Source organism: Microcoleus sp. A003_D6 (assembly GCF_036702825.1).
Taxonomy (GTDB): domain Bacteria; phylum Cyanobacteriota; class Cyanobacteriia; order Cyanobacteriales; family Microcoleaceae; genus Microcoleus.
On record NZ_JAUBWA010000103.1, the window covers coordinates 1 to 26,046 of the forward strand.

Annotated in this window: 21 protein-coding genes, 1 pseudogene and 1 riboswitch; of the genes and pseudogenes, 6 read left to right on the forward strand and 16 right to left on the reverse strand. The window is 45.8% G+C overall.

Annotated features, from left to right (window positions below; translation table 11 throughout):
* The 5 genes from QUB70_RS24045 to QUB70_RS24065 form a co-directional block, all read left to right on the forward strand.
* The coding region (locus QUB70_RS24045) for a hypothetical protein (protein WP_332983887.1) at positions 1 to 237 on the forward strand (237 nt) is incomplete at its 5' end.
* A gap of 89 nt (positions 238 to 326) precedes the next feature.
* Positions 327 to 1,094 carry a hypothetical protein gene (locus tag QUB70_RS24050; protein WP_332983888.1) on the forward strand — a complete coding sequence of 256 codons (768 nt, stop codon included), beginning with the start codon at positions 327 to 329 and terminating at the stop codon, positions 1,092 to 1,094.
* 11 nt (positions 1,095 to 1,105) lie between these two features.
* Positions 1,106 to 1,666 (forward strand): hypothetical protein, encoded by a 561-nt coding sequence (locus tag QUB70_RS24055; protein WP_332983889.1) that lies wholly within the window; start codon positions 1,106 to 1,108, stop codon positions 1,664 to 1,666.
* 96 nt (positions 1,667 to 1,762) lie between these two features.
* Positions 1,763 to 2,542 (forward strand): ABC transporter ATP-binding protein, encoded by a 780-nt coding sequence (locus tag QUB70_RS24060; RefSeq protein WP_332983892.1) that lies wholly within the window; start codon positions 1,763 to 1,765, stop codon positions 2,540 to 2,542.
* 61 nt (positions 2,543 to 2,603) lie between these two features.
* Positions 2,604 to 3,311 carry an ABC transporter ATP-binding protein gene (locus QUB70_RS24065; RefSeq protein WP_332983894.1) on the forward strand — a complete coding sequence of 236 codons (708 nt, stop codon included), beginning with the start codon at positions 2,604 to 2,606 and terminating at the stop codon, positions 3,309 to 3,311.
* A gap of 85 nt (positions 3,312 to 3,396) precedes the next feature.
* Here QUB70_RS24065 and QUB70_RS24070 read toward each other — a convergent pair whose 3' ends face one another.
* The 8 genes from QUB70_RS24070 to metE form a co-directional block, all read right to left on the reverse strand.
* Positions 3,397 to 8,895: a response regulator gene (locus QUB70_RS24070; protein ID WP_332983895.1), complete on the reverse strand. Its 5,499-nt coding sequence runs from the start codon at positions 8,893 to 8,895 to the stop codon at positions 3,397 to 3,399.
* 557 nt (positions 8,896 to 9,452) lie between these two features.
* Positions 9,453 to 10,895 (reverse strand): hypothetical protein, encoded by a 1,443-nt coding sequence (locus QUB70_RS24075; RefSeq protein ID WP_332983896.1) that lies wholly within the window; start codon positions 10,893 to 10,895, stop codon positions 9,453 to 9,455.
* Positions 10,896 to 11,316: 421 nt separating this feature from the next.
* Positions 11,317 to 11,916, reverse strand: a complete 600-nt coding sequence (locus QUB70_RS24080; RefSeq protein ID WP_332983898.1) for a Crp/Fnr family transcriptional regulator — start codon at positions 11,914 to 11,916, stop codon at positions 11,317 to 11,319.
* 150 nt (positions 11,917 to 12,066) lie between these two features.
* Positions 12,067 to 12,282, reverse strand: coding sequence for a hypothetical protein (locus QUB70_RS24085; RefSeq protein WP_332983899.1), 216 nt, complete (start codon positions 12,280 to 12,282; stop codon positions 12,067 to 12,069).
* A gap of 288 nt (positions 12,283 to 12,570) precedes the next feature.
* Positions 12,571 to 13,407, reverse strand: a complete 837-nt coding sequence (locus QUB70_RS24090) for a methyltransferase domain-containing protein (RefSeq protein WP_332983900.1) — start codon at positions 13,405 to 13,407, stop codon at positions 12,571 to 12,573.
* 141 nt (positions 13,408 to 13,548) lie between these two features.
* Entirely contained in the window at positions 13,549 to 14,010 is a 462-nt protein-coding gene (locus QUB70_RS24095) for a hypothetical protein (protein ID WP_332983901.1), read from the reverse strand.
* Positions 14,011 to 14,093: 83 nt separating this feature from the next.
* A complete protein-coding gene (locus QUB70_RS24100) occupies positions 14,094 to 14,525 on the reverse strand; it encodes a hypothetical protein (RefSeq protein ID WP_332983902.1) in 432 nt (143 codons plus the stop codon).
* Positions 14,509 to 16,755 (reverse strand): 5-methyltetrahydropteroyltriglutamate--homocysteine S-methyltransferase, encoded by a 2,247-nt coding sequence (gene metE / locus QUB70_RS24105; protein ID WP_442927814.1) that lies wholly within the window; start codon positions 16,753 to 16,755, stop codon positions 14,509 to 14,511. The genes QUB70_RS24100 and metE overlap by 17 nt, the downstream gene beginning before the upstream one ends.
* Positions 16,756 to 17,168: 413 nt before the next feature.
* Positions 17,169 to 17,315, reverse strand: a riboswitch (cobalamin riboswitch).
* A gap of 664 nt (positions 17,316 to 17,979) precedes the next feature.
* Here metE and QUB70_RS24110 point away from each other — a divergent pair.
* Complete coding sequence (locus QUB70_RS24110; protein WP_332983904.1) at positions 17,980 to 18,474, forward strand: GAF domain-containing protein; 495 nt, start codon at positions 17,980 to 17,982, stop codon at positions 18,472 to 18,474.
* A gap of 91 nt (positions 18,475 to 18,565) precedes the next feature.
* Here the strand turns inward: QUB70_RS24110 and QUB70_RS24115 are convergent, their stop codons facing one another.
* The 8 genes and pseudogenes from QUB70_RS24115 to QUB70_RS24145 form a co-directional block, all read right to left on the reverse strand.
* The gene (locus QUB70_RS24115; RefSeq protein ID WP_332983905.1) at positions 18,566 to 18,943 is read right to left on the reverse strand and encodes a helix-turn-helix domain-containing protein; all 378 of its coding nucleotides are present in this window, start codon (positions 18,941 to 18,943) and stop codon (positions 18,566 to 18,568) included.
* A gap of 14 nt (positions 18,944 to 18,957) precedes the next feature.
* Positions 18,958 to 19,038: pseudogene (locus QUB70_RS32760) on the reverse strand (type II toxin-antitoxin system HigB family toxin); the annotation flags it as partial.
* A gap of 254 nt (positions 19,039 to 19,292) precedes the next feature.
* The gene (locus QUB70_RS24120) at positions 19,293 to 19,613 is read right to left on the reverse strand and encodes a XisI protein (protein WP_332983906.1); all 321 of its coding nucleotides are present in this window, start codon (positions 19,611 to 19,613) and stop codon (positions 19,293 to 19,295) included.
* Complete coding sequence (locus QUB70_RS24125) at positions 19,601 to 20,017, reverse strand: XisH family protein (protein ID WP_332983908.1); 417 nt, start codon at positions 20,015 to 20,017, stop codon at positions 19,601 to 19,603. The genes QUB70_RS24120 and QUB70_RS24125 overlap by 13 nt, the downstream gene beginning before the upstream one ends.
* A 219-nt stretch (positions 20,018 to 20,236) precedes the next feature.
* On the reverse strand, positions 20,237 to 23,197 hold the full coding sequence (uvrA, locus tag QUB70_RS24130; RefSeq protein WP_332983909.1) for an excinuclease ABC subunit UvrA: 2,961 nt from the start codon (positions 23,195 to 23,197) through the stop codon (positions 20,237 to 20,239).
* 73 nt (positions 23,198 to 23,270) lie between these two features.
* Positions 23,271 to 23,714 carry a retroviral-like aspartic protease family protein gene (locus tag QUB70_RS24135; protein WP_332983910.1) on the reverse strand — a complete coding sequence of 148 codons (444 nt, stop codon included), beginning with the start codon at positions 23,712 to 23,714 and terminating at the stop codon, positions 23,271 to 23,273.
* Positions 23,715 to 23,835: 121 nt separating this feature from the next.
* Positions 23,836 to 24,462: a 7-carboxy-7-deazaguanine synthase QueE gene (locus tag QUB70_RS24140; RefSeq protein ID WP_332983911.1), complete on the reverse strand. Its 627-nt coding sequence runs from the start codon at positions 24,460 to 24,462 to the stop codon at positions 23,836 to 23,838.
* Positions 24,463 to 24,685: 223 nt separating this feature from the next.
* Positions 24,686 to 25,384 carry a class I SAM-dependent methyltransferase gene (locus tag QUB70_RS24145; RefSeq protein ID WP_332983912.1) on the reverse strand — a complete coding sequence of 233 codons (699 nt, stop codon included), beginning with the start codon at positions 25,382 to 25,384 and terminating at the stop codon, positions 24,686 to 24,688.
* Between the last annotated feature and the right edge of the window lie 662 nt (positions 25,385 to 26,046).

Consider the following 26,046-nt stretch of genomic DNA (forward strand, 5'->3'; position numbering starts at 1 on the left):
GTTAAGATTTCACCTGCTGAGGAAGCTGGAACCCTGATTCTACCGTTGGTGATTGAAAACTGTCCGGACTATTGTTGTTTGTACGTTAGAGAATGTAGTAGGGTGCGTCAGTCAAGAGATTTGACTCAACTCCCACAATTTGCTGCTGACGCACCGCAGAGTAGAGACGATCGCACTTTGCTGTACCCGAATGCCTCCAAAAGTATTTACCAATGTGTCTCAGGCAGGCTAAACTAGGAATTAACAAGCTTGACCGTCACGGCAGCAGGATTAGCCATCCTCTGTATCGTCTGGCCAAGGTCGAATCACTCCAATTATTCAAAGCTATGATTTTAGCGACAAAAGAAATCATTGAAAAAAGCAATGACATCGAAGAAATTAAGGGAGTTGGAGAACAATTTGCAGCAATACAACAATCCTTAGAAAAAGCATTCCAATCTCAAGATGCTCTGGCACCAGAGGAGGCTCTTCGAGATCTGCTGTCAATCTACGAGCTTTATCTCCATATTGAATCAGAAAGCAATCCTTCTGAGAGATATAAAAGCTTAGAAGAACTTGAACGTAGCGTCGAAGCATTTAAGACAAAGTACAAAGAGTTTGCCCCGAAAGAAGCTGTTGATGGCATAGAAAATGTACAACTTTGGGCTAAAATATCTAGAACAATGATGTCTGTCAAATTTTATACGCTTGCTGCATCTGTTGAAGACAACGAAGTAAAGCAACTAGGATTGTTTTACGCAGGACTCATCGATTTATTAGATATTGCAGAAAATTATCTAAGCTTCTTTACCAAAAGAGGTCGCGAATTAGCCAAAGATCTAGCTCAGACATTTATCAGCTATAAAACATTTGAAGATTATACCAAGAAAAGACCAGCCGATGAAATCACCAGCCAAGCTATAGGCATAAGAAATGCAGCCAAAGCACTTTTGTGGGAAATTGATAGGCACGATCGCAAAATTTTCTCGTATAAATCACTCTATGAAGAAGCTAACAATGCAATAAAAACAGATGATAAAAAAGAACTCCTTAAAACTTTGCAGTCCTGGCGTGAAGAGTACATTAATGAGCTTGAAAAGCTATCAGACAACTAGCAACCTAATTCATGAGTACGTTAATTTTTTTAGATACGGGTGTCCTCGGAAAACTCATACATCCCGATGTTGAGCAAGGCAAAACTAGGTTGGCTCAAAACGCTGAAAGCGAAGTTAAGGAATCGATTCTAGAAGCAATTGAATGTAATGAGTGGTTAACGACGCTAATAAATGAAGGATATCCTGTAGCTATATCCGAAATCGCAAACTATGAAGCAAGGCGCGAGCATCTCAGACGAATCAGCGATCGCAAATCAGGACTAGAAGAGAAACAAAAAGCTATTAAAGCTATTCAAAGGCTAGATGCGCTAATCACAAAAAAAGGGGTTGCATCTTTTCCAGTTACTTGCGAAGAGGGCAACGTAATGCAAGAAGCGGCTGAGCTATGGGCTTTTGCACGCAATAATTCTTATGTAGCCTACGATGCAGACTTAATCATAGCCGCTCAAGCCGTCATTATTAAGAGAATAGGAATAGACGTAATCATTGCAACAACTGATACCGAAGACTTTAACCGATTGCTACAACAGCACCACATTGAAGCTAGACGCTGGAGTGATATTAAACCTTAGCTGAACTGTCTCTCATTTAATTTTCCACTGTTTTTTTCCTAAAACTCAAGGGGCAACTCTCTAACAACTTAACTAATATTAGGAAACACAACCAAAATGTCATTATTACAAGCACAGCAACTTACAATGCGATTCGGTGGTTTGACTGCGGTAAATCAGGTCAGCTTAACTTTAGAAAAAGGCTCGATCGCCAGTTTGATCGGCCCCAACGGTGCCGGGAAAACCACATTTTTTAATATGCTGACCGGCATCTACAAACCGAGTGCCGGTCAGTTGGTACTTGAAAATAAAAATATCACCGGTTTACCTCCGGATCGCCTGACAACTTTCGGCATTGCTAGAACATTTCAAAATATCCGATTGTTCAACAACATGACTGTGCTGGATAATGTTTTAGTCGGTAGACACTGCCGCTTAAAAGCTGGTTTGTTGGGTGCAATCCTCCGCCCTCCGGCTGTGATTTTGGAGGAACGGGAAGCTAAGAAAAAAGCCTTGAGTATGCTGGATTTTGTCGGTTTAGGCGTGAAGAAAGCGCCGGAGTTGGCAAAAAACCTTTCCTACGGCGACCAGCGCAGATTGGAAATTGCCAGGGCCTTGGCTTCCGATCCGAAAGTGCTGCTTTTGGACGAACCGACTGCGGGGATGAACCCGAATGAAACGGCCGATTTAACTCGCTTTATTTACCGGATTCGCGATGAGTTGGATTTGAGTATTTTGCTGATCGAACACGATATGAAAGTGGTGATGGGAATTAGCGATCGCGTTAGTGTTATGGAGTACGGTACTAAAATTGCTGAGGGAACTCCGGCAGAAGTTCGCGCCAATCCTCGGGTGATTGAGGCATATTTGGGAAAAGAAGAAGATGGCAATGGTTAATGGGTAAATATCTCCATATTGTGATTAAAATTTATGTAAAGATAGCCCACAAAGAGTAATTATGCTAGAAATTAAAGACATTCACACCTACTACGGAAATATCCACGCTCTCAAAGGAGTATCGCTAACAGTCTCCCAGGGAGAAGTTGTGACATTAATCGGTAGCAACGGGGCGGGGAAAACTACAACTCTCCGCACGATTCAAGGACTGCTGCGCCCGCGCCAAGGCACTGTATTATTTGAGGGAAAGCCTTTAGAAGCTCTATCTACAGAGGCGATCGTCCGTTTGGGGATTTCTCAAAGTCCCGAAGGGCGGCTGATTTTTCCGCGCATGACGGTGCAAGAAAATCTGGAAATGGGTGCTTATCTCCGCAGCGATACTCTCGGTATCAAGTCGGATATGGAAAAAGCTTTAAATTTATTTCCCCGTTTGCGAGAAAGAATTAGTCAAAAAGGGGGAACTCTCAGCGGCGGCGAACAGCAAATGCTGGCGATCGCCCGGGCTTTGATGTCGCGCCCCCGCTTGCTATTATTGGACGAGCCGAGTATGGGCTTGGCGCCGATGTTAGTCAGTCAAATTTTTGCGATCGTCCGCGACATTAACGCTGAAGGAACAACTATTTTACTGGTGGAACAAAACGCCCGTATGGCTTTAAGTGTGGCCCACCGCGGCTATGTCATCCAAACTGGTGAGGTTGTAGTCGCCGGTACTGCTAGCGATTTGCAGTCCAATGAAACTGTTCGCAAAGCGTATTTAGGTGAAAGTTAAATAGCTATTCTGTTAATCGGTAATGAGTAATCGGTAATCGCTAACGGCAATTCCCAATTAGCAATTACCAATTAGCAATTACCAATTAGCCCGTTTGCGATCGCAACTTCCCCGTTTGCAATTCAATTTCAAAAGCCGCCCGCACCTTTTCCCACTCCGCTTGGGCTTCCAACAGGCGATCGCGCGCCGTACTCGCATCAAAAACCTGTTCCCCTCCAGACTCAACCGCCACGCGGCCCATATACTCCAACTCCTTGCAAACCTCAGAAAAAAACACGGCTCCTAAATTGGCGCTGCTCGACTTCAGCGTGTGAGAAGCCAGCTTCAAACTATCAGCATCGCCGAGAAAAATAGCCTCCTTAATTGTTTCTAAATACTGCGGTGCGTCTAACAAATATATCTTAATCAACTCCCCCAAAAAATCCGGGTCTTCCTCATCGTCTAGCTCGCGGAGATTCTCCAAAACATGATAATCAATCGGCGAATCTGCTTCCGTTTTAACGCTAGAATATCCAGCAGCCTCACTGTCAAGTTTGTCAGATATATCTGGATTTTTCGGCTCAGTAACGGCATCCACTTCATCCCGATTCAGAGGTTGGCACTTGCTCAGGGCGATCGCCAACTCTTCCCGGCGCACCGGCTTAGTAATATAATCGTCCATACCTGCTTCCAGACACTTTTCGCGATCGCCCTGCATCGCATTAGCAGTCATCGCAATAATTCTCGGCTTCTTATTAGCGGGCCATTCCCGACAAATCCGGCGCGTAGCTTCCAGCCCGTCCATCTGGGGCATCTGCACGTCCATCAGCACAACATCGTAAGATTGCCGCTTGCACGCTTCCAAAACCTCCAACCCATTAGCCGCAATATCGGCCCGATATCCTATCCTGTCGAGCAAATGCGTAGCGACTTTTTGATTCACCACATTGTCCTCGGCCAGCAAAATCCGAATCTGACCAGAATTAGCTGCATCCTGTCCAGCAGAATTGCTCGCAATCTGCCTCAAAACCGCAGGCGTCCGCTGCACGCGGTGCTGTTCTTGAGAATTTTCAAAATACTTCAATCCCGAAGTCAAAGTCGCCACATTTGAAACTTCTCCCCTGCCGCTTTTGCCCGTAACATATCCAAAAACTTGCAGCAACACATTATAAAACTGTGACTGTTTGAGAGGCTTAGTTAAAAAAGCAGAAAAATGTACTTCTGTAGTTTCAAGTTTCTTCCAAACTTCCGCCTTGCTCAAATAAGTAAACAGAACCAAAGGCAGGGGAACTTTGCGAGGGTTTTTAACTTTGATGGCATTCGGATCTAACTCGTCGCCGCTAGACAAATTGCTCAGCTCAAATTTCCGAATCTCCACAGCCAAAGCCACACCGTCTATATCTGGTAGATTCATCGCCAAAATAGCCAAATCGATCGCCGAGTTTTCTTTGATGATTTTCAAAGCCTCAACACCCGAAGTTACAGCCACGGGTATCATTCCCCAAGACTCAGCCTGCCGGATCAAAACTTGCCTGTTAATGGCATGATTCTCAACAATTAACAAGCGCTTACCAGCAGCAAATTCCGGCAGTTTTTCCTCACCCAGCCTCTGGGTCGCTTCAGCAATCACCGTGAAATAAAAAATCGAACCCGAACCCGATATCGACGGCCCAGTAAATCCCGCAGGCGGCGTTCCTGCCGTACTTTGTCCGATCGCAGAAACTGCCGGTTTAGACTGGGAACTTCCCTGACAAACCTGACTGACCACCCACATTTGACCCCCCATAAGATCGCTCAAACGCTGGCTGATAGCCAGTCCCAAACCCGTCCCGCCGTAATGTCTCGTTGTCGAAGCATCCACCTGCGAAAAAGCTTTAAACAGGCGATCGATCCGGTCTGGCGGAATGCCAATTCCCGTATCTTGGACAGCAAATTGAATCTCGTATTGTCTGCTACCTGCCAACTGTCCCTGGTTAATTGCTAGCGGTTGCGGCTCTAGAATATTGGTTATTTCCGGCAAAATTTTAGCAGGTACCTGCTCGATTTTCCGAGCCGTACAGCAGACAACAATTTCTCCCGATTCTGTAAACTTAACTGCATTGCCCAGCAAATTTACCAAGATTTGGCGCAGCCTCGTGACATCTCCTAAAATCTTTTTCGGAACAGAATCGTCAATAAAATAAGCCAACTCTAAACCTTTTTCCGACGCTCTCGGAGCCAGCAATTCCAGAGATTCTTCTATACAGTTTTGCAGCTCGAAGGGGCTGCGTTCCAAATCCATTTTTCCCGATTCAATCTTGGAAAAGTCGAGGATATCGTTAATAATAGTCAGCAAAGCATCGCCGCTGGTGCGAATTGTCTCCACAAAATCCCGCTGTTCTGGAGTTAGTTCCATATCCAGCAGCAAACCCGTCATCCCGATTACCGCATTCATCGGAGTGCGGATTTCGTGACTCATAGTGGCTAAAAATTCGCTCTTAGCTCTGTTAGCAACTTCCGCCGCTTGTCGCGCTTGATCCAAAGCTTCATTTTGGTCGGCCAACTGTCGCTGTCGCTGAACTTCTGTTTCTAAAAGTTGTGCTTGAGCTAAAGTAATTCCGACTTGAGCGGCAACATCTTCTAACAGTTCAATTTCGTCGGGAGTCCACTGGCGAGTTGCATCGCACTGGTGTAAAGTAATAATTCCATTCGGTTTTCCTTGATAGGAAGTGCGAACCGCCAACATAGATTTTAATCCGATGCGGCGGCACATCGGCACGGAAGTTTCGAGCAAAGGATCGGCAAACACATCGGGAGATGCCAGGGCTATATCTTCAGCGAGCAGTTTTTCTGTGTAGGGGTTGTAAGTGACAGAAAGTTCTAAATCTAAAGCCGATTCGTGACCCGGTTCTAAGTATTCCGCGACGCAAGGAAGGTGGGGATAAGGTTGGGAAAGATAGGTATGAATTGTACAGCGATTGACGCCAAATACGCGGCCGATTTGGGTAGCCGTAGTCTGAAAAATTTCTTGAGTATCTAAGGTCGATCGCACTTTTTGAGTAATTTGTTTGAGCAGCAAAACGCGCTGGTACTGCCGCTGCAAAGTGCGATCTCGCTCTTCCCGGGCAATTTCAGTGCCGATGTAATTGCCCATCAACTTTAAAATTTCAAAATTCAGCGGTTTCAAAGCAGGTTTAGCGGTGCGGGAAGTAAAGCTCAAAGTGCCAAAAACCCGTCCTTGCACTATTACCCGCGTGCCGACAAAGGCCTCCAACCTGCGCACGGTGTAAGCGGGGTGATTCCGCCACTCAGTAGTGCCGACTGATTCGATAGAAATAGGTTCGCTCGATCGCAAAACCTCTCGCTCGAAGGTTCTGCTCAAAGCAAAACCGTCTCCTTTAGCAAATCCAAAGGGAAAATCTTCCGGTACATAAGCCGCGATCACTTCGTAGCGATCGCCCAAAACCCTGCCCAACAGCCCGATATCCATCCCAAACTGACTGCAACCCATTGCCAGCAACCGGGCCGTTCGCTCGTCAAAAGAGCCGGACGATGCCACTATTACCTCGTAGAACAATCGAATTGCCCGCTCGCTTTCCCGCAGTTCCTCAACTCCTTCGACGCGGTTGCAGACATCGTGCAAAGTCCCTAAAATTCCCGCTATTTCACCTTGGAAATTCAGCATAACTTGGGCAAATATTTCAACTGAAATAAAGCCAGAATTACCGTGAATTCCCAGTTCGTTTTTGCCAGAGTCCGACTTGTATTTTAATCGCAGTTCTCGCCGACAAAATTCCGACTTCCCCGACAGCAAAGAATCCAATAAACTTGCACACTGCGGGTGTTCATCTGGATGTATCCAATCTAAAAAATTAGTTTGCAAACTTTCGGCAACTGAAAAACCCGTAATTTCTGTCCAAGCGCGGTTGAGAAATGTCCAAACCCCCGCGGCATCCATCTGAAAAATTACTGTTGCTTTCAAAGAGTCAAATATTTGGAATTGTTCCCGATCGTTCTCGCGGTTTTTGAGTTCTAACTGCTTGTTTGGAGTAATATCTGTATGAGTTCCGACGAAGCGCAGCGGTTTGCCCGCAGGGCTGCGCAAAACTTGACCCCGGTTCAGCACCCAGAGAGTGCTGCCGTCTTTGCAGTACATCCGATATTCTGCGGTAAAATCCGCTGTATGAAGGGCGAAGTGATCTTCTAAAGCTGCCTTTACTCCGTCAATGTCATCTCGGTGGATGCGACTCCACCATTCCGATCGGCGATTCGAGATTTCCCCTTCTTGGTAGCCCAGCATTTCTTGCCACCGCGCCGAATAAAAAAATTCATCAGTTTCGAGGTTCCAATCCCAAATCCCCTGATTGTTGACTGCTGCGGGGACATTTGGGCGCCGCACGAAACTGTCAGGAGAAATTTCAGCAGCGAGGTGGCGATTTGCTGCCGGAAGCTGTATTTGGGCAGAGAGTTTTTTGTATTGCGCGTTGCTAGATTCTAGCTGGCGCTGCAAAGCGATCAAGCCTGAATGCAGAGATTTTGAATCCAGCGCTTGTAAAAGGATAGTTTTAGGATTGACAATCCCGATCGGGTGATTGGTTTCGTTGATGACTAATAAAGGCAACTGGCAGTAGTTTTTTTGCAGCAGGGCGAGGGCTGCTTCGAGGGTAGAGTGCGATCGCACCAGCGGCGGCGAACTGCTGCAAATCGCTGCCGCTTTAATTTTGTTAGAGTCTCTTCCCAGCGCCTGCAACTGCACGATGTCCCGCGAACTTACCACCCCAACCAGTTTGTGGATGTTGGGATTTGTAAATTTGGAATTTGTAGCAGCACCAGTCGAGTTTTGTTCCGGGGTTTCAGTGATTAATACATAGCTAACATTGTGTCTGAACATCAGTTGCGCCAAATAGCGAACCGAAGAAGTAGCAGGAGCGTGAATAATTCGCGATGCTGCGATTTGAGGGATTTGATAAAGTTTAATTAAATGAGCTGGCAGCTCTAATTTCGGATGCAAAATTGGCAGCGGCGGAGGGAACGCGAAGGGCGGCGCAGGTGGCGAAGCGCTGCTAATTGGTTTTTGTGCCGATTCCCCCATTTCCTGCAACAGTTGCACCAAGCTTTGAGTGCTAATTAAACCGACAAGTTCTTCAGCGTCGCTGACGACTGGCAAATGGCCGATATGATTTTTCTCCAGCAGATTTGCTAAGGCAAAAAAGTCGGGAATTTCCGATTCTCGGGCTACCGTTACGGTTCTGATCATGATTTGCTCGATCGCAAATCCCCTCAAAGCAGCGCCGATCGAATTTAGCTGTACGACATCACGCGCTGTAAAAATCCCCAGCACCGTCTGGCCGTCCGCATAGGGAGCTTTTGAGTCGTTGAGACGGAGCCCCTTGGCGACTGGCGGTAACGGACGCGGTACGCCGCTGTAGAAACCCGACTGTTCCCGCGATTGCGGGGAATTCCCGTTCGCGGGATTTCCCTGTTGAGAATTGCCGCGCGGTTCCACCACGAGGACGTAACTGGCTCCTGTGCTGCTCATCAGCTCGATCGCCTTTTCTACGGGCGTCTGAGGCGTGACGGTGAGGGGATTGCGGTTGATGACCTGACCGAGGGAGGGAATAAACATCAGGGGGCATAAAAGTGATATTTGTTGGAAAAACCCCGAAAAGCGGGCAGCAGGTTGATTGAGAGGCTTTGCCAGCGAGGTTTCCAAGTGCGCTCAAAGTTTTTGTACGATTACACTCACGCCTACTGCCTACTTCCAGCATCTTGGCATTTAAAATTAATTCCCTGCCAAATCCTGACAATTGACGGGTTCTGAAAGTCAGAACCAATGCTATCTCCCATCTTGGCGGACTTTTGGCTTGGCGGCAATTCCTCGCTTAGCGTAACTGCTGCGGGTTTACGAGCAAGAATTTCTGCGATTGTCTAGACTGCACCCTACTTTTTCGCCCTCAACGGAACTCTCGCTCGGATTCTGTTGGAGGCAAGATACCTACACGCTACCAATTTACCAGCGACAGGAGGGGACTCACAACATGACGATTTAGGTATTGCAACTGTGCAATTAGGGGTTCGAGGGTTCGAGGGTTCGAGGGTTCGAGGGTTCGAGGGCAGAAAATAAATAATTCCGAGCATAACTAATTCTATCTTATCCCAATTATGACCGCGAGGATTTGAGCTTCAATTCTGGCGATCGAACTTGATGAGAATAGCGCTGTTCCCCGCCACCGCAAAACTCGCATTGCCACCCTTCAGCGTTAAGCTACCAACAACCTCATCCATTGTCCTAGAACTGAACTCCCGCACCGTGCCATTACCGACTTCGATCAGAGCCGAAATATCAGCATTAACCCTGTAAGATGTTGCTTTGTCGTTGACAGCCAGCAAATAAACATTGTTGCTAGCATCGAGAGTTGCAACTGCCATTAAATCCGAACTATTAGTGATAGGAAAAAAGGTAGCTTTCCCGCCCTGCAAAGCCCTAATTCCCATCCGCAAAGCATAGTAGCCCGCCCGCCGCTGGCCGGATGGCCCCAGCAAACCTTCTGCCAGTCCCCGCTTTCCCCAGTCGTACAAACAGAATACGTGACTGCCGTCAATATAATTATCCCCCGGCTGGGAACCTCGAATCAAATTCTTAATCAAATTTAAAGCTAAAGATAAATCGCCGTAGCTAATTTCGTAACTTCCCCATTCTCCCACCCAAAGCTGGGAGGGGGCGCGGACACTACCGTTCATCCAGCCGCGCACTTTGCGGGTGTAGTTAGAAATATCTGCATCGTAGTTGTGGACATTGACAGTATCGAAATAAGTAGGAATTTCCGACAAAGCACTAGCCGGCCAATTGCTGCCGCCTACAGTTTTTGGGCCGTGGATGCGGTAAGTGCGCGAAGGCAAATAAGTTTTGTAAACAAAGTCGATCGCATCTTTGGCCACCTTAACCAACTCAAAATAATCAGCCCTCGTCCCTCCCCAACCCTGTTCCCGATTGTCCGGTTCGTTGTGAATTTCCCAATCATCAACGCGGTAGTCATTGCGTACGTTCAGCCAATAAACCGTAGCAAAAACGTGTTCCCACCACTCGTTCCAATCTTCTCCTGTGCGCGGCGGATTCAGTTGCAGCGCCCAACTCGGACTCCAGCTACTATCAACATTCCGTATACTCACCACCGGGCGAATATTTGCTTGTTTGAGAGTATTGAAAATAGTCCTGGCATTGCCTTGCCAAACTGTGCCGGGTTCTCCAGACCACCAATAATCGCTACCTTGGGGCGGATCGGTCATAATCCGATCCCAATGCGCCCAATTAATTATATTGGAATTTCTCTTAATTTCGTCAATAGACGGCCAACCGTATTTACCGTCATCGTCTTCCGGTTCCCATCGAGACATCCCGCCGTAAATGCGGTAGGTATTAATTCCCAAATCTTGTAAATCTTTGAGGTCAAAATTGATACTGCCCTCGACAGCACCGATGTAGCGAGTGCTAACACCCGCAGCAGTGCTAGAGAATTTAATTGCGGCGGCATTTTGAGCAACACTTGTATTACCGCTGAACAACTCAATGCCCAGGGCTATTAAAAGGGCGATCGTAAAATTCAGAATTGCTGTTTTAGAGAACACGGAGAGTATTGGTAATTTATAATGGGCACTTCATAAATATTACCTCTTTTACAAAACCCAAACTCATGATATCAAATCCGGTAGCATCGGAATTAATATTACCCACAGTCAGGCAACGGCACTGCCGTGTCCTCGCTTGTCATGTTGCAGAACGGTCAAAAAATCAACATCTTGATATTTTTTGAACCACAGAGAACGCAGAGAAGTGGAGCAAGAAATAGTTAATGGGGCTAGTTTATGATGCGATTAATCGTACATAGGCTAAAATTCTAACATTCGCCGATTTCTGTGAGCAATAAATCCAGTGAATAGTGAGAGCACCCTGGCATAAAGGCAATATTTTCTGAAGACATTAGCGGTAGATTTTTTACGGTAATGATTATCGGAGAATCTGGCGCTCAGACGATTTTGGATTTTAGATTCAAGAATTGACCCCACCGATAAATCTGTTTGCGGGTTGAGAAGTTAAAACAATGTATTGAGGGCGAGTGCGATCGATAATTCCCTCTTCCTCCAAACGACACATCAGCCGCGTCACCGTAATCCGCGTAATTCCCATCGCCTCAGAAAGCTCCTGATGAGTCAATCTCAAATCGATCAACAATCCTTGTGCCACTTCGCGACCAAATTTTTGTCCCAACCAAACTAATAGTTGCAACAATCTATCCCGCAGACATTCGCTGCGAACAATGCAGAAAAATGCTTGAGTTTGCTGAATGTGTCTGAAAACTTCATCTAAGGATCGATCGCACAAATTTTGAGGAATGTAACTAAGTTCTACATGAGTTTTACACTCAATTTGATAAGGTTGAACGCCTGAGAGCGAGTGACCGAGTACGTCTCCAACTCCCCAATATCCGAGGGTTATTGGTGTTCCCTGTTCGCTCCAAGTCACGGTTCGGACGGCTCCCCGTTCAATCCGCAGTAAGCCGTTAAAGGGCATGGGCACCAACTGACGGCAGGTGAAAGTCTGCTGTCTGAGATGAGGGTACAAGGCTGGAGTGTAGGTTGAAAAAGTCATAGGATTTAGGTTGAGCGCCACCGCTACTGTGGATACAATGTACAGTTTAAATTAATTGATAATATATGTCAACTAGCTTGAAAGAATTGCAACTGGGGACTCAAGAAGGTTGAAACCCTTTGCGCGTGATGTAAGAGACGTTTCGGAACTTCACGGTATCTGTGCCTGGGTTGTGGACAGTACAAGTTGCTCGTCGATCGCCCAGGCGCCCCACATTCCCGACTCCATCGCCCTTCGTGCAGTTGCAGACACGGTTGCAGGAGGCTCTTGAAAATCAATTGTGCTTGCCAAGTTATTGATAAAACTTGCCTGTAATTGATTCTCAAATGCGATCGCCCGATCGCCCGCAAAACAAAATATTGGCATCAGCGCGGATCGCGCGATCGAGCATGATATCAATTCCGGTTGCACTCTTCGACATGATAGTAACCGAGGACACGGCTCTTGGAGTGTCCCTACCCGATGAATTGTAGGGAAACGGCACTGCCGTGTCCTGATTTCGGTAATATTAATAATTCCAATGCTACCGAATTTGATCTCGCAGGCGGCCCAGTCTCCGGGGTAAGCTCATCAGCACCAACCGTACTCCCGTCCTTCATCAAGGCTTAAAAGGAGTATATTTACCACCTAAACCTTCCCGCCTATAGTTTCGGATTATTTGGATTGAGAATCTTGTTGAGGAGGATTGAACTTTGCTATTAGCGATCGCACTGCTGCTATTGGTATAAATAATGCACCAGTAGCAGAGCCGATAACAAACCGAAACCAGAAGAGTAAAAAACGCTCTAGCGTCATTGGTTCTGCGGCTTGTTCAATAGCATCTGATAAGATTGCAGGAGATTTTCCGGGGGATGGTTTTACACCTGCGATCGCGATCGCGTAGGGGCTATTCTCATCAGCATACCAATCCGGTGCAACGTACACTTTGCGAATTTGGGTGAATCCTGCTAACTCATACCAACTGATATAAGCGTCTTCACTGGGAAACAGCATCCACGTATCAGACAGCCAACGGGCGATCGGATTCTTGCGTTCCAGCGGGCCGATAATCAGCGCAATTCCGCCTGGTTTAGTCACACGATAAGCTTCAGCGATCGCCCGTTGCGGATCGGGCCAATACTCAATACTGCCAGCAGAAATGTAGCGATCGAATGTATCGGTAGCAAAGGGTAAATTCTCCACATCTCCGAGAAATTTCTCACAATCATTAATTGCGAGTTTTTGTTTCGCTTTAGCTAACTGATGCGGACTTTGATCGAGCATTTTAACATTATTAGCATTCACTTTTTCGACAATGCCACAAGTAGTAAATCCCGTTCCTGCTCCCGCATCTAGAACTTGTAAATCAGGGCGATCTAGTTGCGCGAGTTCCAGAGATTTTTCCCGCATTGGAATCGTCCAGAAAAACGGATTAATCAAATTATCGTAGCCAATCGACACAAAACGGTAAAACCAGAAGGCTTCTTTTTTATGTTGAATAAGTCTTGCCATTGTTGCTTTTTCCTCTAACGGATGTTGAACAGTTGGGATTCTTCCCATTCTTTGAAAGTGAGTATTCATCATTTTTAACTTGAATGGGAAGGGTTGACGGAAGAATTCTATTCAGAGCGTCGATCGCAGTTTCAAAAAAGTTTACCGCGAAATATCAGTACGCTTCACAACAGCATCCGTTTCTAGTTGAAAATCTTCCCAGTGCTTGCACACAGTTTGGTAACAATCTGGAGGTGAAATCGGAAGATTTCTCAGATTCAAAAAGATAGCTTGATTGGCGCATTCCAACAGGAGAATAATATCCTTAAACGGATTATAATTATCCACTTCTTGAAGGATATGAGCATTCATGTGATGATGCTGAAGGATCACCGTATCAGGAGCAGCCAGCCACGCATTTAGGAATGGGGCGAGACGGGAACGCGGAACAAAATAGGAGTTAAATGTTTCACCTGCGACTCCTAAAAGTGGAGAATTAAGACTGCAAATTACTGCTCCGCGTTCACCTCCTAAGTAACCTATCCAGGCGTTGTAACCCAACGCCAATAAATTAGTAGCAATAAAGTCTTGCTGCCAATCGTAACCGTTCATTTCACTGTCCATCTTTTTCTAACAACTGCCAAAGCTGGATTTGATAACAGAGATTTGGTTTAGGCATTGGGAGAATAGGGTAAGTTTTAGGAACTCTAGCTTGGTGAGAATTCGTCCCAGCGTCTACAGACTTGTTCGTAACAATCAGCAGGTGCGATCGCCATTTTTCTTAATAAATTGACCTCGATTTGACGATTAACTTTCAGCACCAGCAGAATATCTTTCTCGGTATTATAGGTGGCAACTGCTGCCTGAACCGATGAAATAGTCGATGAGTCAAGGGATAGCGATCGCAAGTAAAACCCCATCAAATTCGAGGGGATAAACTGGATTGCGAACGGAATTGGTTCAAAATTTGTAATTGTAGAATGAATAACTTGAGTATTCACATCACAAACCACAACTCCCCGTCCAAAAGACTGAAATCCCTTCCATCCTGTATAACCAATCATCAGCAGATTTGTATGAATGAAGCCATGTTGCCAGTAGCCAAAGTTTCCCTGCCAGATGCTATTTTCCGGTCGCATTTACTTCCTCCCGCAGCGTTTTGGCAGCTTCCACCATATTTTTCAGTGCCGGAATTACTTCTTCCCAACGCCGTGTTTTCAGGCCGCAATCGGGATTAACCCAAATTTGCTGCACAAGTAAATTGGCAATTCCAGTTCGCAACTGCTGCAAAATTTGTTCTGTTGTTGGCACTACTGGACTGTGGATGTCATAAACGCCGTTACCCACTTGATAGGTGTAGCCTGCGGCGATGATTTCATGCAGCGTTTGGTTGTTGCTGCGACTATTTTCAATCGAAATCACATCGGCATCTAACCGTTCAATGTCTTTGATAATGTCGCCAAATTCGCAGTAGCACATATGCGTGTGAATTTGAGTCTGGGGATGAGCGACTGCGGTTGCCAAACGAAACGCATCTACTGCCCAAGACAGGTATTCACTCCAGCGTTCTATCTTCAGAGGTAAACCTTCGCGTAATGCGGGTTCATCTACTTGAATTACCTTCGCTCCTGCTGCTTCTAAATCTGCCACTTCATCGCGCAATGCCAGTGCAATTTGAAACGCTTGTTCCTGTCGAGAAATATCAGTGCGCGGATATGACCAATTTAAAATTGTTACGGGAGCTGTTAGCATTCCTTTAACTGGTTTTTGCGTCAATGATTGCGCTACTTTAAACTCGCGTACCGTCATTGGGGCAGTGCGAAAGACATCACCGTAAATAATCGGCGGACGCACGTACCGACTGCCATAGCTTTGCACCCAGCCATTTTGCGTGAAGGCAAATCCATCTAACTGTTGTCCAAAGTATTCCACCATATCGGTGCGTTCAAATTCGCCATGCACTAGCACATCCAGCCCAATTTCTTCTTGGAGTTTAATGCTGTCGGCAATCTCAGTATCGATCGCTGCTTCATACTCTGGCTGACTCAATTCACCCTTTTTATACCGTACTCGCAGTTGTCGCACTTCTGATGTTTGAGGAAATGAGCCGATCGTTGTGGTGGGAAAAATGGGCAGAGAAATCTGTTTTGACAGCCGCAAACCGTAGGATAATTCCCGTAGAAAGTCATTTGTCGTAATGCTTTTCATGCGTGACTGCACGGCTTGATTTGCTGGACTAAATTGCTCGAATTTTGTCCAGGCATCGGTAATCTGGATGCGATCGCTCTCAGTTTCTTCTCCTGCTAAACTGCGTGCCAAAAACTTCACCGCTTGCAGTTTTTGTTCTGCAAAACTCAACACATTGCGGAGAGGTTCTGGCAACTTTGTTTCCCGTTTGGCATCGTAGGGAACAAACTGCAATGATGCCGACGGCTGAATGACGATATTAGGCGTAATTCTTTGAATGTCTTGCAGCACTGGCAGCAATTGTTCTGGACGGATTTGCCAGATGTTGCGGGCATCCACAATGCCAACGCCCAGATGCTTATCTGGGGGAAATCCATATTGCTTGAGTAAATCTAAATTGCGTCCGCGAGTGAAGTCTAAACTAATCGCGGTAACAGGTAATGCCATCACCCAAGAATAAGCTTCACCCAAGTCATCAAAGTAAGTGACAAGATGCAGCGGTAAATCGACTTTAGCAAAGGCTTGATAAGCAGTTTGATAGTGTGCTTTGAAATTGTTTGCATCTCCCAGAACTAAGGCAGGTTCATGTATCTGCACTTCGGCAACGCCAAGGGCTTTTAATTGCGTCAAGAGTTCGATGTAGCGCGGCAGCAATTGCGCTAGAGAATCGTCCATTGCGCCATCTAACCGACTCAACCGCAGTAGCGTACAGGGGCCAAGAACGATCGGCACTGCCCGATCCCCTAACGTCGCTTTTGCCCGCTGCACGGTCTCCAGAAAATCGCTGAAATCTGCTGGTTGCAGTTCGGTGGGAATTTCAGGCACGAGGTAGTGATAGTTGCTATCAAACCATTTGGTCATCTCTAGGGCCGGAATTCCTTCTTTGCCCCGTGCCATTGCAAAGTATCGATCGAGTCCTGATAACCCCTGAAAGCGTTTGGGAATTAGACCTAAACGAATTGTCCAGTCAAGCACACAATCGTAGAGTGTGGTATCGCCTACACCGATGCGATCGATGCCTACTTGTAGCTGTCTTTTCCAATTTTCTATTGCTACAGTTTTCACTGTTTGCAGTAAAGTATCTGCTTCTAATTTGCCACTCCAAAAACCTTCCAAAGCTTTCTTAACTTCACGGTTTTTACCAATGCGGGGATATCCAATAGTTGCCGTTAAAATTGACATAATTGCTCCTAAGTTGGGGTTGTAAATTGATTCATCAGTCCATAGAAACTCAGTCGGAAACCAAGAGGTATCCGATGCCGAATTTCCGACAGCAATGCCATTAGATTGCAAGGCGATTCCCTACGGGACGCTTCGCGATCGCACCAAAGGCGAAACCATCTGAACTTCCAAAAAAGCGATAAAAGATCCTAGAAATTACAGCAGGCAAATGCCCAGCAAGATTTCTTGCATCTGAAACTAGATAATGCTGTTGGGGCTAAACTTTTCAAACTCGCGATGTCGCCCTAGAAACCAATTCCACCACAGGTTTCTCGCGGGTTAAGGAGTATAATCGCCGATCGCGCAGCGTCTGGTGAAACAGAATCGAATTGAAAACAAAATGCTGAATACATCCGTACCTCGCAGATGGGTTAAATGAAACGATACAATCGGCGGGCATCCTGACTAAGAAACGATTGTACGCTTCATCACAGTTGCGGGACAGCGCCGGGTTCGCACCGGACTTTCCCCGTTTCCTCTAGTGGCTGATCTCCACCAGAACCGATTACTTTTGACAATAGCACATTTCTGAAAATTTGCAACCCCTCAGACAGATAGGGCGATCGCCTTGCGAACAAGCCTTTCAATTAAAAATCATTTAATGTCAACTAAAAGGCTAATCCAAAATGCTGACTAACACAACATCAGGATTTTTATTGGTTAGATTAGGAACCCTTAACCAAATCAAACCAGGAGATAAAATATCCGGCGTTGCTTAATCAGGGTATGAAAAAAATCAGTTGAAAATCCCCAAGCTTTGTCGATACTGGTTTCTATGACTGGCCTATTTAGCCTTTCATACCGTAAATCAGCAGCGCCATTATCCCATCTATTACAAATTCTTTCTCTTCTCTTCTTTGATCTTTTCTTCTGTGCCTTGTGGAACAGCCATCGGACTTGTGGTTCTTCCTTTGTGGAACAGCCGTCGGGCCTGTGGTTATTTGCAAAAAAAGCCGTGAAGCGAAGCTATTCCGTAGGGAATCGCCAGTTTTCCTAAAAAATTGCTGTGTCGGTTAAAATATTAGTATAATGTTGCTGCCATCGCGACAACTGTTAAGCCAAAAATCACTTATTTTCGAGCGGACGAGAATCCCGATCCGCAAAAATTGGAGGATTTGTGAGGCTGCAAAGTTAAACAATAATTCAGATCGGGCGAGTGTACTAGGAATTGAAGGAGTTAATACCATGTCTGACGATCGCCTGCAACAAATTGTTAACAGCTTGACAAATCGTCTCAAGCGTGATGTATTAGTAGAAAAATCCCTATACGAGATTCGAGAAGTTTTGCAGAGCGATCGCGCGGTACTGTATTATTTCTACAGGCAGTGGCAGGGTCAAGTCACCTGCGAGATGTTAAGTGCGATCGAACTCTCAATCTTGGGTTCAACGGGGCCAGATGAGTGTTTTAACGGCGAATATGCTGCTTTGTACGAAGCGGGTAGAGTCAGAGCAATTGCAGATATTGAAGTAGAACCTATTCACGAATGTCACCGAGAGTTTCTCCGCAGCCTGAAAGTTCGCGCCAATTTAGCCGTGCCAATTTTAACGAACAAAGGACTGTGGGGGCTGTTAATTGCTCATCAGTGCAGCGGGCCCCGCACTTGGTTTGAATCGGACATTGAATTCATGCAGAAACAAGCGCAAAATATGGCAATGTCTCCGACTATTCAAGATAGTTAATCTTTCATCCAAAATCCCGATTTGTGACAGTTGGAGTGCATTGTCTGTGCAATGGAAAATTACCAACTAACCAAAATATGGTCTTCTATTGTTAGGCGGAGGTTGGTAGCGACTCATAGGGCTGGATGAGAATCTCAGCGGGAATTCCTAACTCTTGATTCAGCTTCCGAATCATTTTCAGAGTCAAGGAGCGTTTGCGAGATAATATCTCAGAAACTTTAACTTGACTGCCAATACATTGTTCCAAATCGCTACCAGACCATCCGCGAGCCTCCATGTAGTATTGAATGGCTGCAATGGGATCGGGTATTTCGATCGGAAAGTGTGCCTTCTCGTAAGCTTCTACTAGGGTACTGAGCACATCTAGGCGATCGGACTCAGGTGTATTAGGATCTGCATTAAACAGCAACTCAACCTCTCGAAGGGCTTCCTGATAGTCAGTTTGGGTTCTAATTGGACGTATTTCCATATATCAATTTGTGTTTAAATTGTTTCTGCATCTACCTTGTCATACTCGGCATGAGTGCCAATAAAGCTGATAAAAATAATGCCGATGTCATAAGCTGTTACGCATTTAAACTACTAACGAGGCCTGTAGGGTGCGTCAGCTAGAACACTTACGCTTACAAGGGAAACGAGAAAGGGCTGACGCACCCTACAATACTATTTTAAATGCGTAACAGCTTAACGGATGGCAAAAATTAGAACTTTGTGACTGGAACTCCCGAAACACGAGACAATTGAAATATGAGTTCTGCCATTCTCATAGGGCAAACAATAACCTGCTATCTCATCATTTTATCACAGAATCTTTGTCTCTAGGAATATTTGGCGGCAAGGAGTTTTCGGATGCTGGGGGAGCGAAACCCAAGAATGATATCTTGAGGAGACACGCCACGTTGAATCAGTTCTCGATCGATGTAGATTTCGGTACTGTTGTGTTGAATCCAGATTTTATTTTCAATGATATCGAGCTGCATGGCACACCCATAGATGCGATATTCGTCGCGCCATTCGTTGTGCATAACGAGGTATCGATCGCGGGCGATATCGAAGATTAACTGAGCATTTGCGTCATTTTTAGAAAAGTCTTCGAGAAAGTCACAAACAATTTTGCGGTATTCGTTTAGTCTATCCATTGGTCGATCGCCTCACGAGTTGGATTGTAAATAATTAGTCGGATTTCATAACGTTCGATGACAGTTTTTGCGGGTTCAAATCTGAGAAACATTTGGTAGGTATCGGTGGGCACTGCCAGATACAGTATACGTTCTGGTTCGCTAGAGACTTCGATGGCAATGCGATAGTTGAGGAATTGACCGAGGGCGGTGTGGAATTCAGAAATGGTGGAGCCACCTGCGAAACTTTTGACTTCTACAGCTATTTTACGTCCTTCTTTTTCAGCGGCGATCGCTTCTTCGGCTGCAATATCGATATAGACATCAGCAACACCATAACGTAACTGGTAGGGATCGTGGGTAATCTTCCAGCCCTCTTTTTGTAGGGCGATTTTGACGGTGTTGTGGAAGAGATCCTTTGCCATTTTTAAATTTTACCCAAGGATTTACATCGGATACTATTAGTACATATTATACCAGAATGTTACGCACCAATAACTGTAACCGATTGCCCCCTTAGAGTAGTACGAATTTCAGTTTTAAGGTGCGTCAGATATTGTAACTCTCAATAATCGTTATAAAAGCTCACCTGACGCACCGTACAATTGGATTTTAGTAGGCAAATTGCATAATTACTGTTACTATTAACTAACAGCTACAGCCTCCCCCAAAGGATGCTGCTGCAAAACCGCTTGCAAATACTTCCCAGTATAAGACCTCTGATTAGCCGCAACATCCTCCGGCGTTCCCGCCACAATAATTTCGCCGCCCTTATCTCCCCCTTCAGGCCCCAAATCGATCGCCCAATCGCAGCACCGAATCACATCTAAATTGTGTTCGATTACCAAAATTGAATTACCCTTATCCACCAATCTTTGCAGCACATTTAACAAATGGTGAACATCATAAAACGACAAGCCCGTCGTCGGTTCATCGATCAAATAAAGGGTCTTCCCAGTAGCGCGGCGCGACAGTTCCGTTGCCAATTTTACCCGCTGCGCTTCGCCCCCAGAAAGCGTCGGCGCCGGCTGTCCCAACTGAATGTAACCCAAACCGACATCTACCAAAGTTTGCAGTCTCGCGCCCGCCCTGGGAATATTTTTAAACATTTCCAAAGATTCCTCCACAGTCATGTTTAAAACATCAGAAATCGACTTGCCTTTATACTTAACTTGCAGCGTTTCTCGGTTGTAGCGCGCACCTTTGCAAACCTCACACTGGACGTAAACATCGGGCAGAAAATTCATCGAAATCACGTTCACGCCTTGACCGCCGCAAGCTTCGCACCTTCCCCCTTTGACGTTAAAAGAAAACTGCCCCGCTTTGTAACCTCTAGCCTTCGCTTCAATGCTTTCGGAAAACAAATCCCGAATCACATCAAAGACTCCCGTGTAAGTAGCGGGATTAGAACGCGGAGTGCGACCGATCGGAGATTGGTCAATTACAATTACCTTATCAACCACATCCTCTAGAGAGCGTTCGCCTTTAGTTTTGAGGGCGTCCATATCGGGTGGTAAAGGCACTTTTTTGGTGATATAGTGTTGCAGCGACGGGTACAGCAATTCATTGATTAAAGTTGATTTTCCCGAACCGGAAACCCCCGTCACGCACACAAGTTTTCCCAGCGGAATTTCCACATCAATATTTTTTAAATTGTTGCGCCTCGCATTTGTGATTGAAAGAGCTTTGCCGTTGCCTTTTCTTCTTTCATTAGGAGTTTCAATTACTCGCTTTCCCGACAAATAAGCACCAGTCAAAGATTCCTCTGCCGTTAGCAAATTTTCTAAACTTCCTTGCGATATAATTTTGCCGCCGTGCACGCCGGCACCGGGGCCGATATCGACAATGTGGTCTGCCGCCCGCATGGTTTCTTCATCGTGTTCTACGACAATCAAAGTATTGCCTAAATCGCGCAATTTTGTTAAGGTTTGCAGCAGGCGAAAGTTGTCTCTTTGGTGAAGTCCGATGCTCGGCTCGTCCAAAACATAGAGCACTCCTGTCAAGCCAGAACCGATTTGAGTCGCCAGCCGAATTCGCTGGGCTTCTCCGCCAGAAAGCGTCATTGCTGCGCGGTCTAAAGTCAGGTAATCTAACCCGACATCGAGCAAAAATTGCAGCCTTGCTTTGATTTCTCTCAAGGCTAAATCGGATATTTGGAATTGCCGATCGCTCAATCCCAAATTATTTACTCGTTCGCGGCATTCGCGAATCGAAATACTCGTTAAATCCACAATTCCGTACTGTCCCAACCGCACCGAAAGCGCCTCGGGTTTTAAGCGTTTGCCGTGACACACCTCGCAAGAGCGATCGACCCGATACTGTTCCAATTTCTGCTTGATCAAATCGGAACCAGTATCGTCGTACTGGCGCTGCAACATGGCAATCACGCCATTAAAATCTCTCCTCAAATCGGTGGTGCCGTCGCGTTTTTTACTTTCGGCAGTGCGCTTTTGCTCGTTGCCGTACAAAATCACCCGCTGGTGTTCGGGCTTTAATCGATACCAAGGAGTGTCGATATCAAACCCGCAAGTATCAGCAATACTGCAAAGCAGAGAGAGATAATAGGAATTGTCTTTGTCTGACCAAGGCGCGATCGCACAATAAAGAGGCGCTTTCTCGTCGGGAATTACCAACTCCGGCGCAAAAGTCCGCAAACTCCCCAAACCGTGGCAGTTCTGGCACGCGCCGTAGGGCGAATTAAACGAAAATAACCTGGGTGAAAGTTCTTCCATTACCGCGCCGTGTTCCGGACAAGCAAAGTTTTCGGAAAATACGATCGGCCCGTTGGGTTCGGAATTTTCATCCGCCGGCAATTGTTCAATTATTGCAATCCCCTCAGAATGGCGCAAACAAGTTGCCAGAGAATCAACTAAACGTTCTTCTAAACCGGTTTTTTTAATTAACCGATCGACAACTATCTCGATATTGTGCGTTAGATTTTTATCTAATTCGATATTTTCCGAAAGTTCTAAAATTTCTCCGTTAACTTTGACGCGAATAAATCCTTCCGCAGCTAAACTCGACAATAATTTGCGGTGAGTGCCTTTTTTTCCGCGCACAACTGGTGCCAGAAGGTGAAAGCGAGTGCCGTCGGGAAGTGCCATGACTCGATCGCACATTTCATCAATTGTCTGCGGTGCAATGCAGCGATCGCAAATCGGACAGTGCGGTTCGCCAGCTCTGCCGTAGAGCAATCTTAGATAATCGTAAATTTCTGTAACAGTGCCGACAGTCGATCGCGGGTTGTGAGAAGTTGACTTTTGGTCGATCGAAATAGCCGGACTCAACCCCTCGATCGCGTCCACATCCGGTTTGTCCAACTGTCCCAAAAACTGGCGCGCGTAGGCGCTGAGAGACTCCACGTAGCGGCGCTGTCCCTCGGCAAAAATTGTATCGAAAGCGAGGGAAGACTTACCAGAACCGGAGACACCCGTAAAAACGATCAGTCGATCGCGCGGCAGTTCCAGATCGATATTTTTGAGGTTGTGCTGTCTCGCACCGCGAATCCGAATTGTATTTTGGCTGTTGGAGTTAGAAGTCGTCACATTATGCCCGTTGCGGGATGCACTTGGCTGGCTGTTTGAGGTTTCGGCGCGTTGGGACATGAGAGTAGTGCAAAACAGTGCTTAACCATCTTAGCGCTGCCTTTGGAATAGCTGGCATCCAAACTCAAGAATATCAAAGAATCGTCAAATAAGTTTCCGTCGGCCCGTCGGGCAAAACCTTCAAACTTTGATGCTTCAAATCCACTTCAATTCCCAGCGCTTCCATCGGAATCACCCCTAAAAGTGGCGTTTTCCCCTCTGGCAATTCCAAACACTCAAAAGTGCCTTCGCGCCCGCACAGAGAAATCTTGGCATCTTGAAAAATCCTCGCCTCACTAATGCCAGTTGCAGTCTCAACAACTACTTGCTTGAGAATTTTCAAACCCAGTCTGGCGATGACATCTTTATGCAAACACAAAGTAGTCGCGCCCGTATCCACCAAAACATTTTCTAGAGTAACAGACCTCACTTGCTCGATTGGAATCAGACCATCTTCGGCTTTCCCTTCATCCAGCCGATTCGTAATTACTAGGGTTGCGATAACTTTTCCCATTGCGGTTTCCGTAGTTGTTTCCATTGCGTTCAGATTATCATAAATTGCTGCTTTAATTTTAGCACATCTTTCCACATAGTGTAAGGCGATGTACTCCCCATTCTGCCCCGGCAACTAAACGAACATCTCTGACTAATTTATCAAATTATTGCACGCCAATAAACTTGTGGGTTTGCAAAGATAACCTGTAACTAGGATTTTGTTTCAGCAATTCTAAGATAATGGGAATAGCTGAATCTTTCGAGTTCCATTCTGGTTGCAAAAAAATCGGCATATTCACATTACTGACCAAATGCTTGTGATAAAACTCAACTTCTTCGCCAGTGCTAATCACCAACTTAATTTCATTAGCTCTAGTCCAGAAAAGCTCTTGCACCGGATATTTAGGATTGACGTGTTCCTTCGGAGAAAGAGTAATCCAAGCCTGCGGAGAAACATCCTGCCAGCAAGCACCGGAAGTTTCAATACTCACCTGCTTGTCAGCTTGTAACAAAGCTTCAACTAACTGAGGTAAATCCCGGTGAATGAAAGGTTCGCCGCCAGTAATGACAACCCTCGGAGACTGCAATTGAGCGAGCAATTGTGCGATCGACTGCGGTACAGACGGCAAACCTTTGCCCCCATTTGCGTAGCCTGTGTCACACCAAGGACACCTCACAGGGCAACCGGCCAATCTGATAAAATCAACTAAAGCCCCCGTCCAGTAACCCTCGCCTTGAACAGTACACTGAAAAGTTTCATGAATTGGTAATTTTACTTGTAAATTAGACACCCGAAGTTACGCCTCAAATCAATTAATTACGTTGTTTAAATATAATATTCTTAAGTTGTTATTTGTTCGCGGTTTGCAGCAATTAAAAACAGTCTTGGACTCAGAAACCGGATTTATGAAGGAAAATTATGCGTTTGAACTCTGAAGCTTGACTCAGCAATCCGATTTCTTCATAGTTTTTGCATAAGTCCTGAGAAATCAACCGCAAACCGCAAACAACTCTTTAATTATGCTGTTCAGGTTCCATCATAGTAGCCCAGCGGCGTTTCAATGCCAAAGTCAGCCCGTCAGCAATGGGGACAACACTGAGAGTAACTCTGGGATCGTTACGCAATTTGTCGTTGAAACTACGAAGAGCCGTGGTACTTGTGTCTTGTACTTCAGGATCGGCAACTCGTCCAGACCACAGAACGTTGTCAATTACAATTAAACCGCCATTGCGTACAAGTTGCAGCGATCGCTCAAAATAAACCTCATAATTTTCTTTATCGGCGTCGATGAAGGCAAAATCAAAGGTTCCAGCTTGTCCCTCGGCTATTAGTTTGTCGAGAGTATTTATTGCTGGGCCCAACTGCAAAGAAATCTTGTTTGCGACACCCGCAGCTTCCCAATAACGTCGCGCGATCGCAGTATATTCCTCGCTGACATCGCAAGCAATAATCTGACCGTTTGAAGGCAGCGCTAAAGCTACGCACAGCGCGCTATAACCAGTAAAAACGCCAATTTCTAAGGTTTTTGTCGCTCCCATAAGCTGCACCAGCATCTCCATAAACTGACCTTTTTCGGGAGCAATCTGCATCATCCCCATAGGATGCTTAGCAGTTTCTTCCCGTAGTGAAGCGAGAATATCTGGCTCCCGCAGAGAAATAGATAACAGATATTCGTAAAGTTGATTTTCTAGGCCAAGAGTTGAGTTCGCCATCGGTTTGTCCTTGCTGCTGACTTTTGATTTTAGATTGTAGACGCGCAGTTAATGGAAATTGAAGACGGTAGAGTTAATTGTGGCACCTATTTTGCTGTGGGTGATGACTGGTTGCATTAGCAGTGTCTCCGTTACACAGAGGCAACTTGCAAAAAGCGCGATCGACCTTCCAATCAGTGTATCTCAGCCACAGGTGATTTAGCAGCTCTGCAAAAGAAAAGTGGAGAGAGGGGAGCGTTTTGAGAGTGCTGTGTTCGTCCCCGATCGTAACGCTATGAGTGATGCCAGTTCAAAAAATGCAACTGTAGACAAGCTGCAAACCCAGACAGAATCAGTCATTCGATTTTAGATTTTAGATTTTAGATTTTGGATTGATTCCACGGATAAATTCGGGGGCTTGAGGATTTTAGATTTTAGATTTTGGATTGATTCCACAGATAAATCACGTGGCGGGTATCATCAAGAAATTCTCGGTCATTTCCTATCTCAAATCTCACATCTTAAATCTTAAATCTTAAATGGTATGAGTTGAAGAGAATGTGACTTAATCGCGATCGCTAATCGTTAATGACTAATTATTGAGATATTAGACCTCTTGCAAAAATAATTAGGACGGGCTCTCCGGCCCATCCCACAAGAAAAAATAACTCTTGTGGGACGGG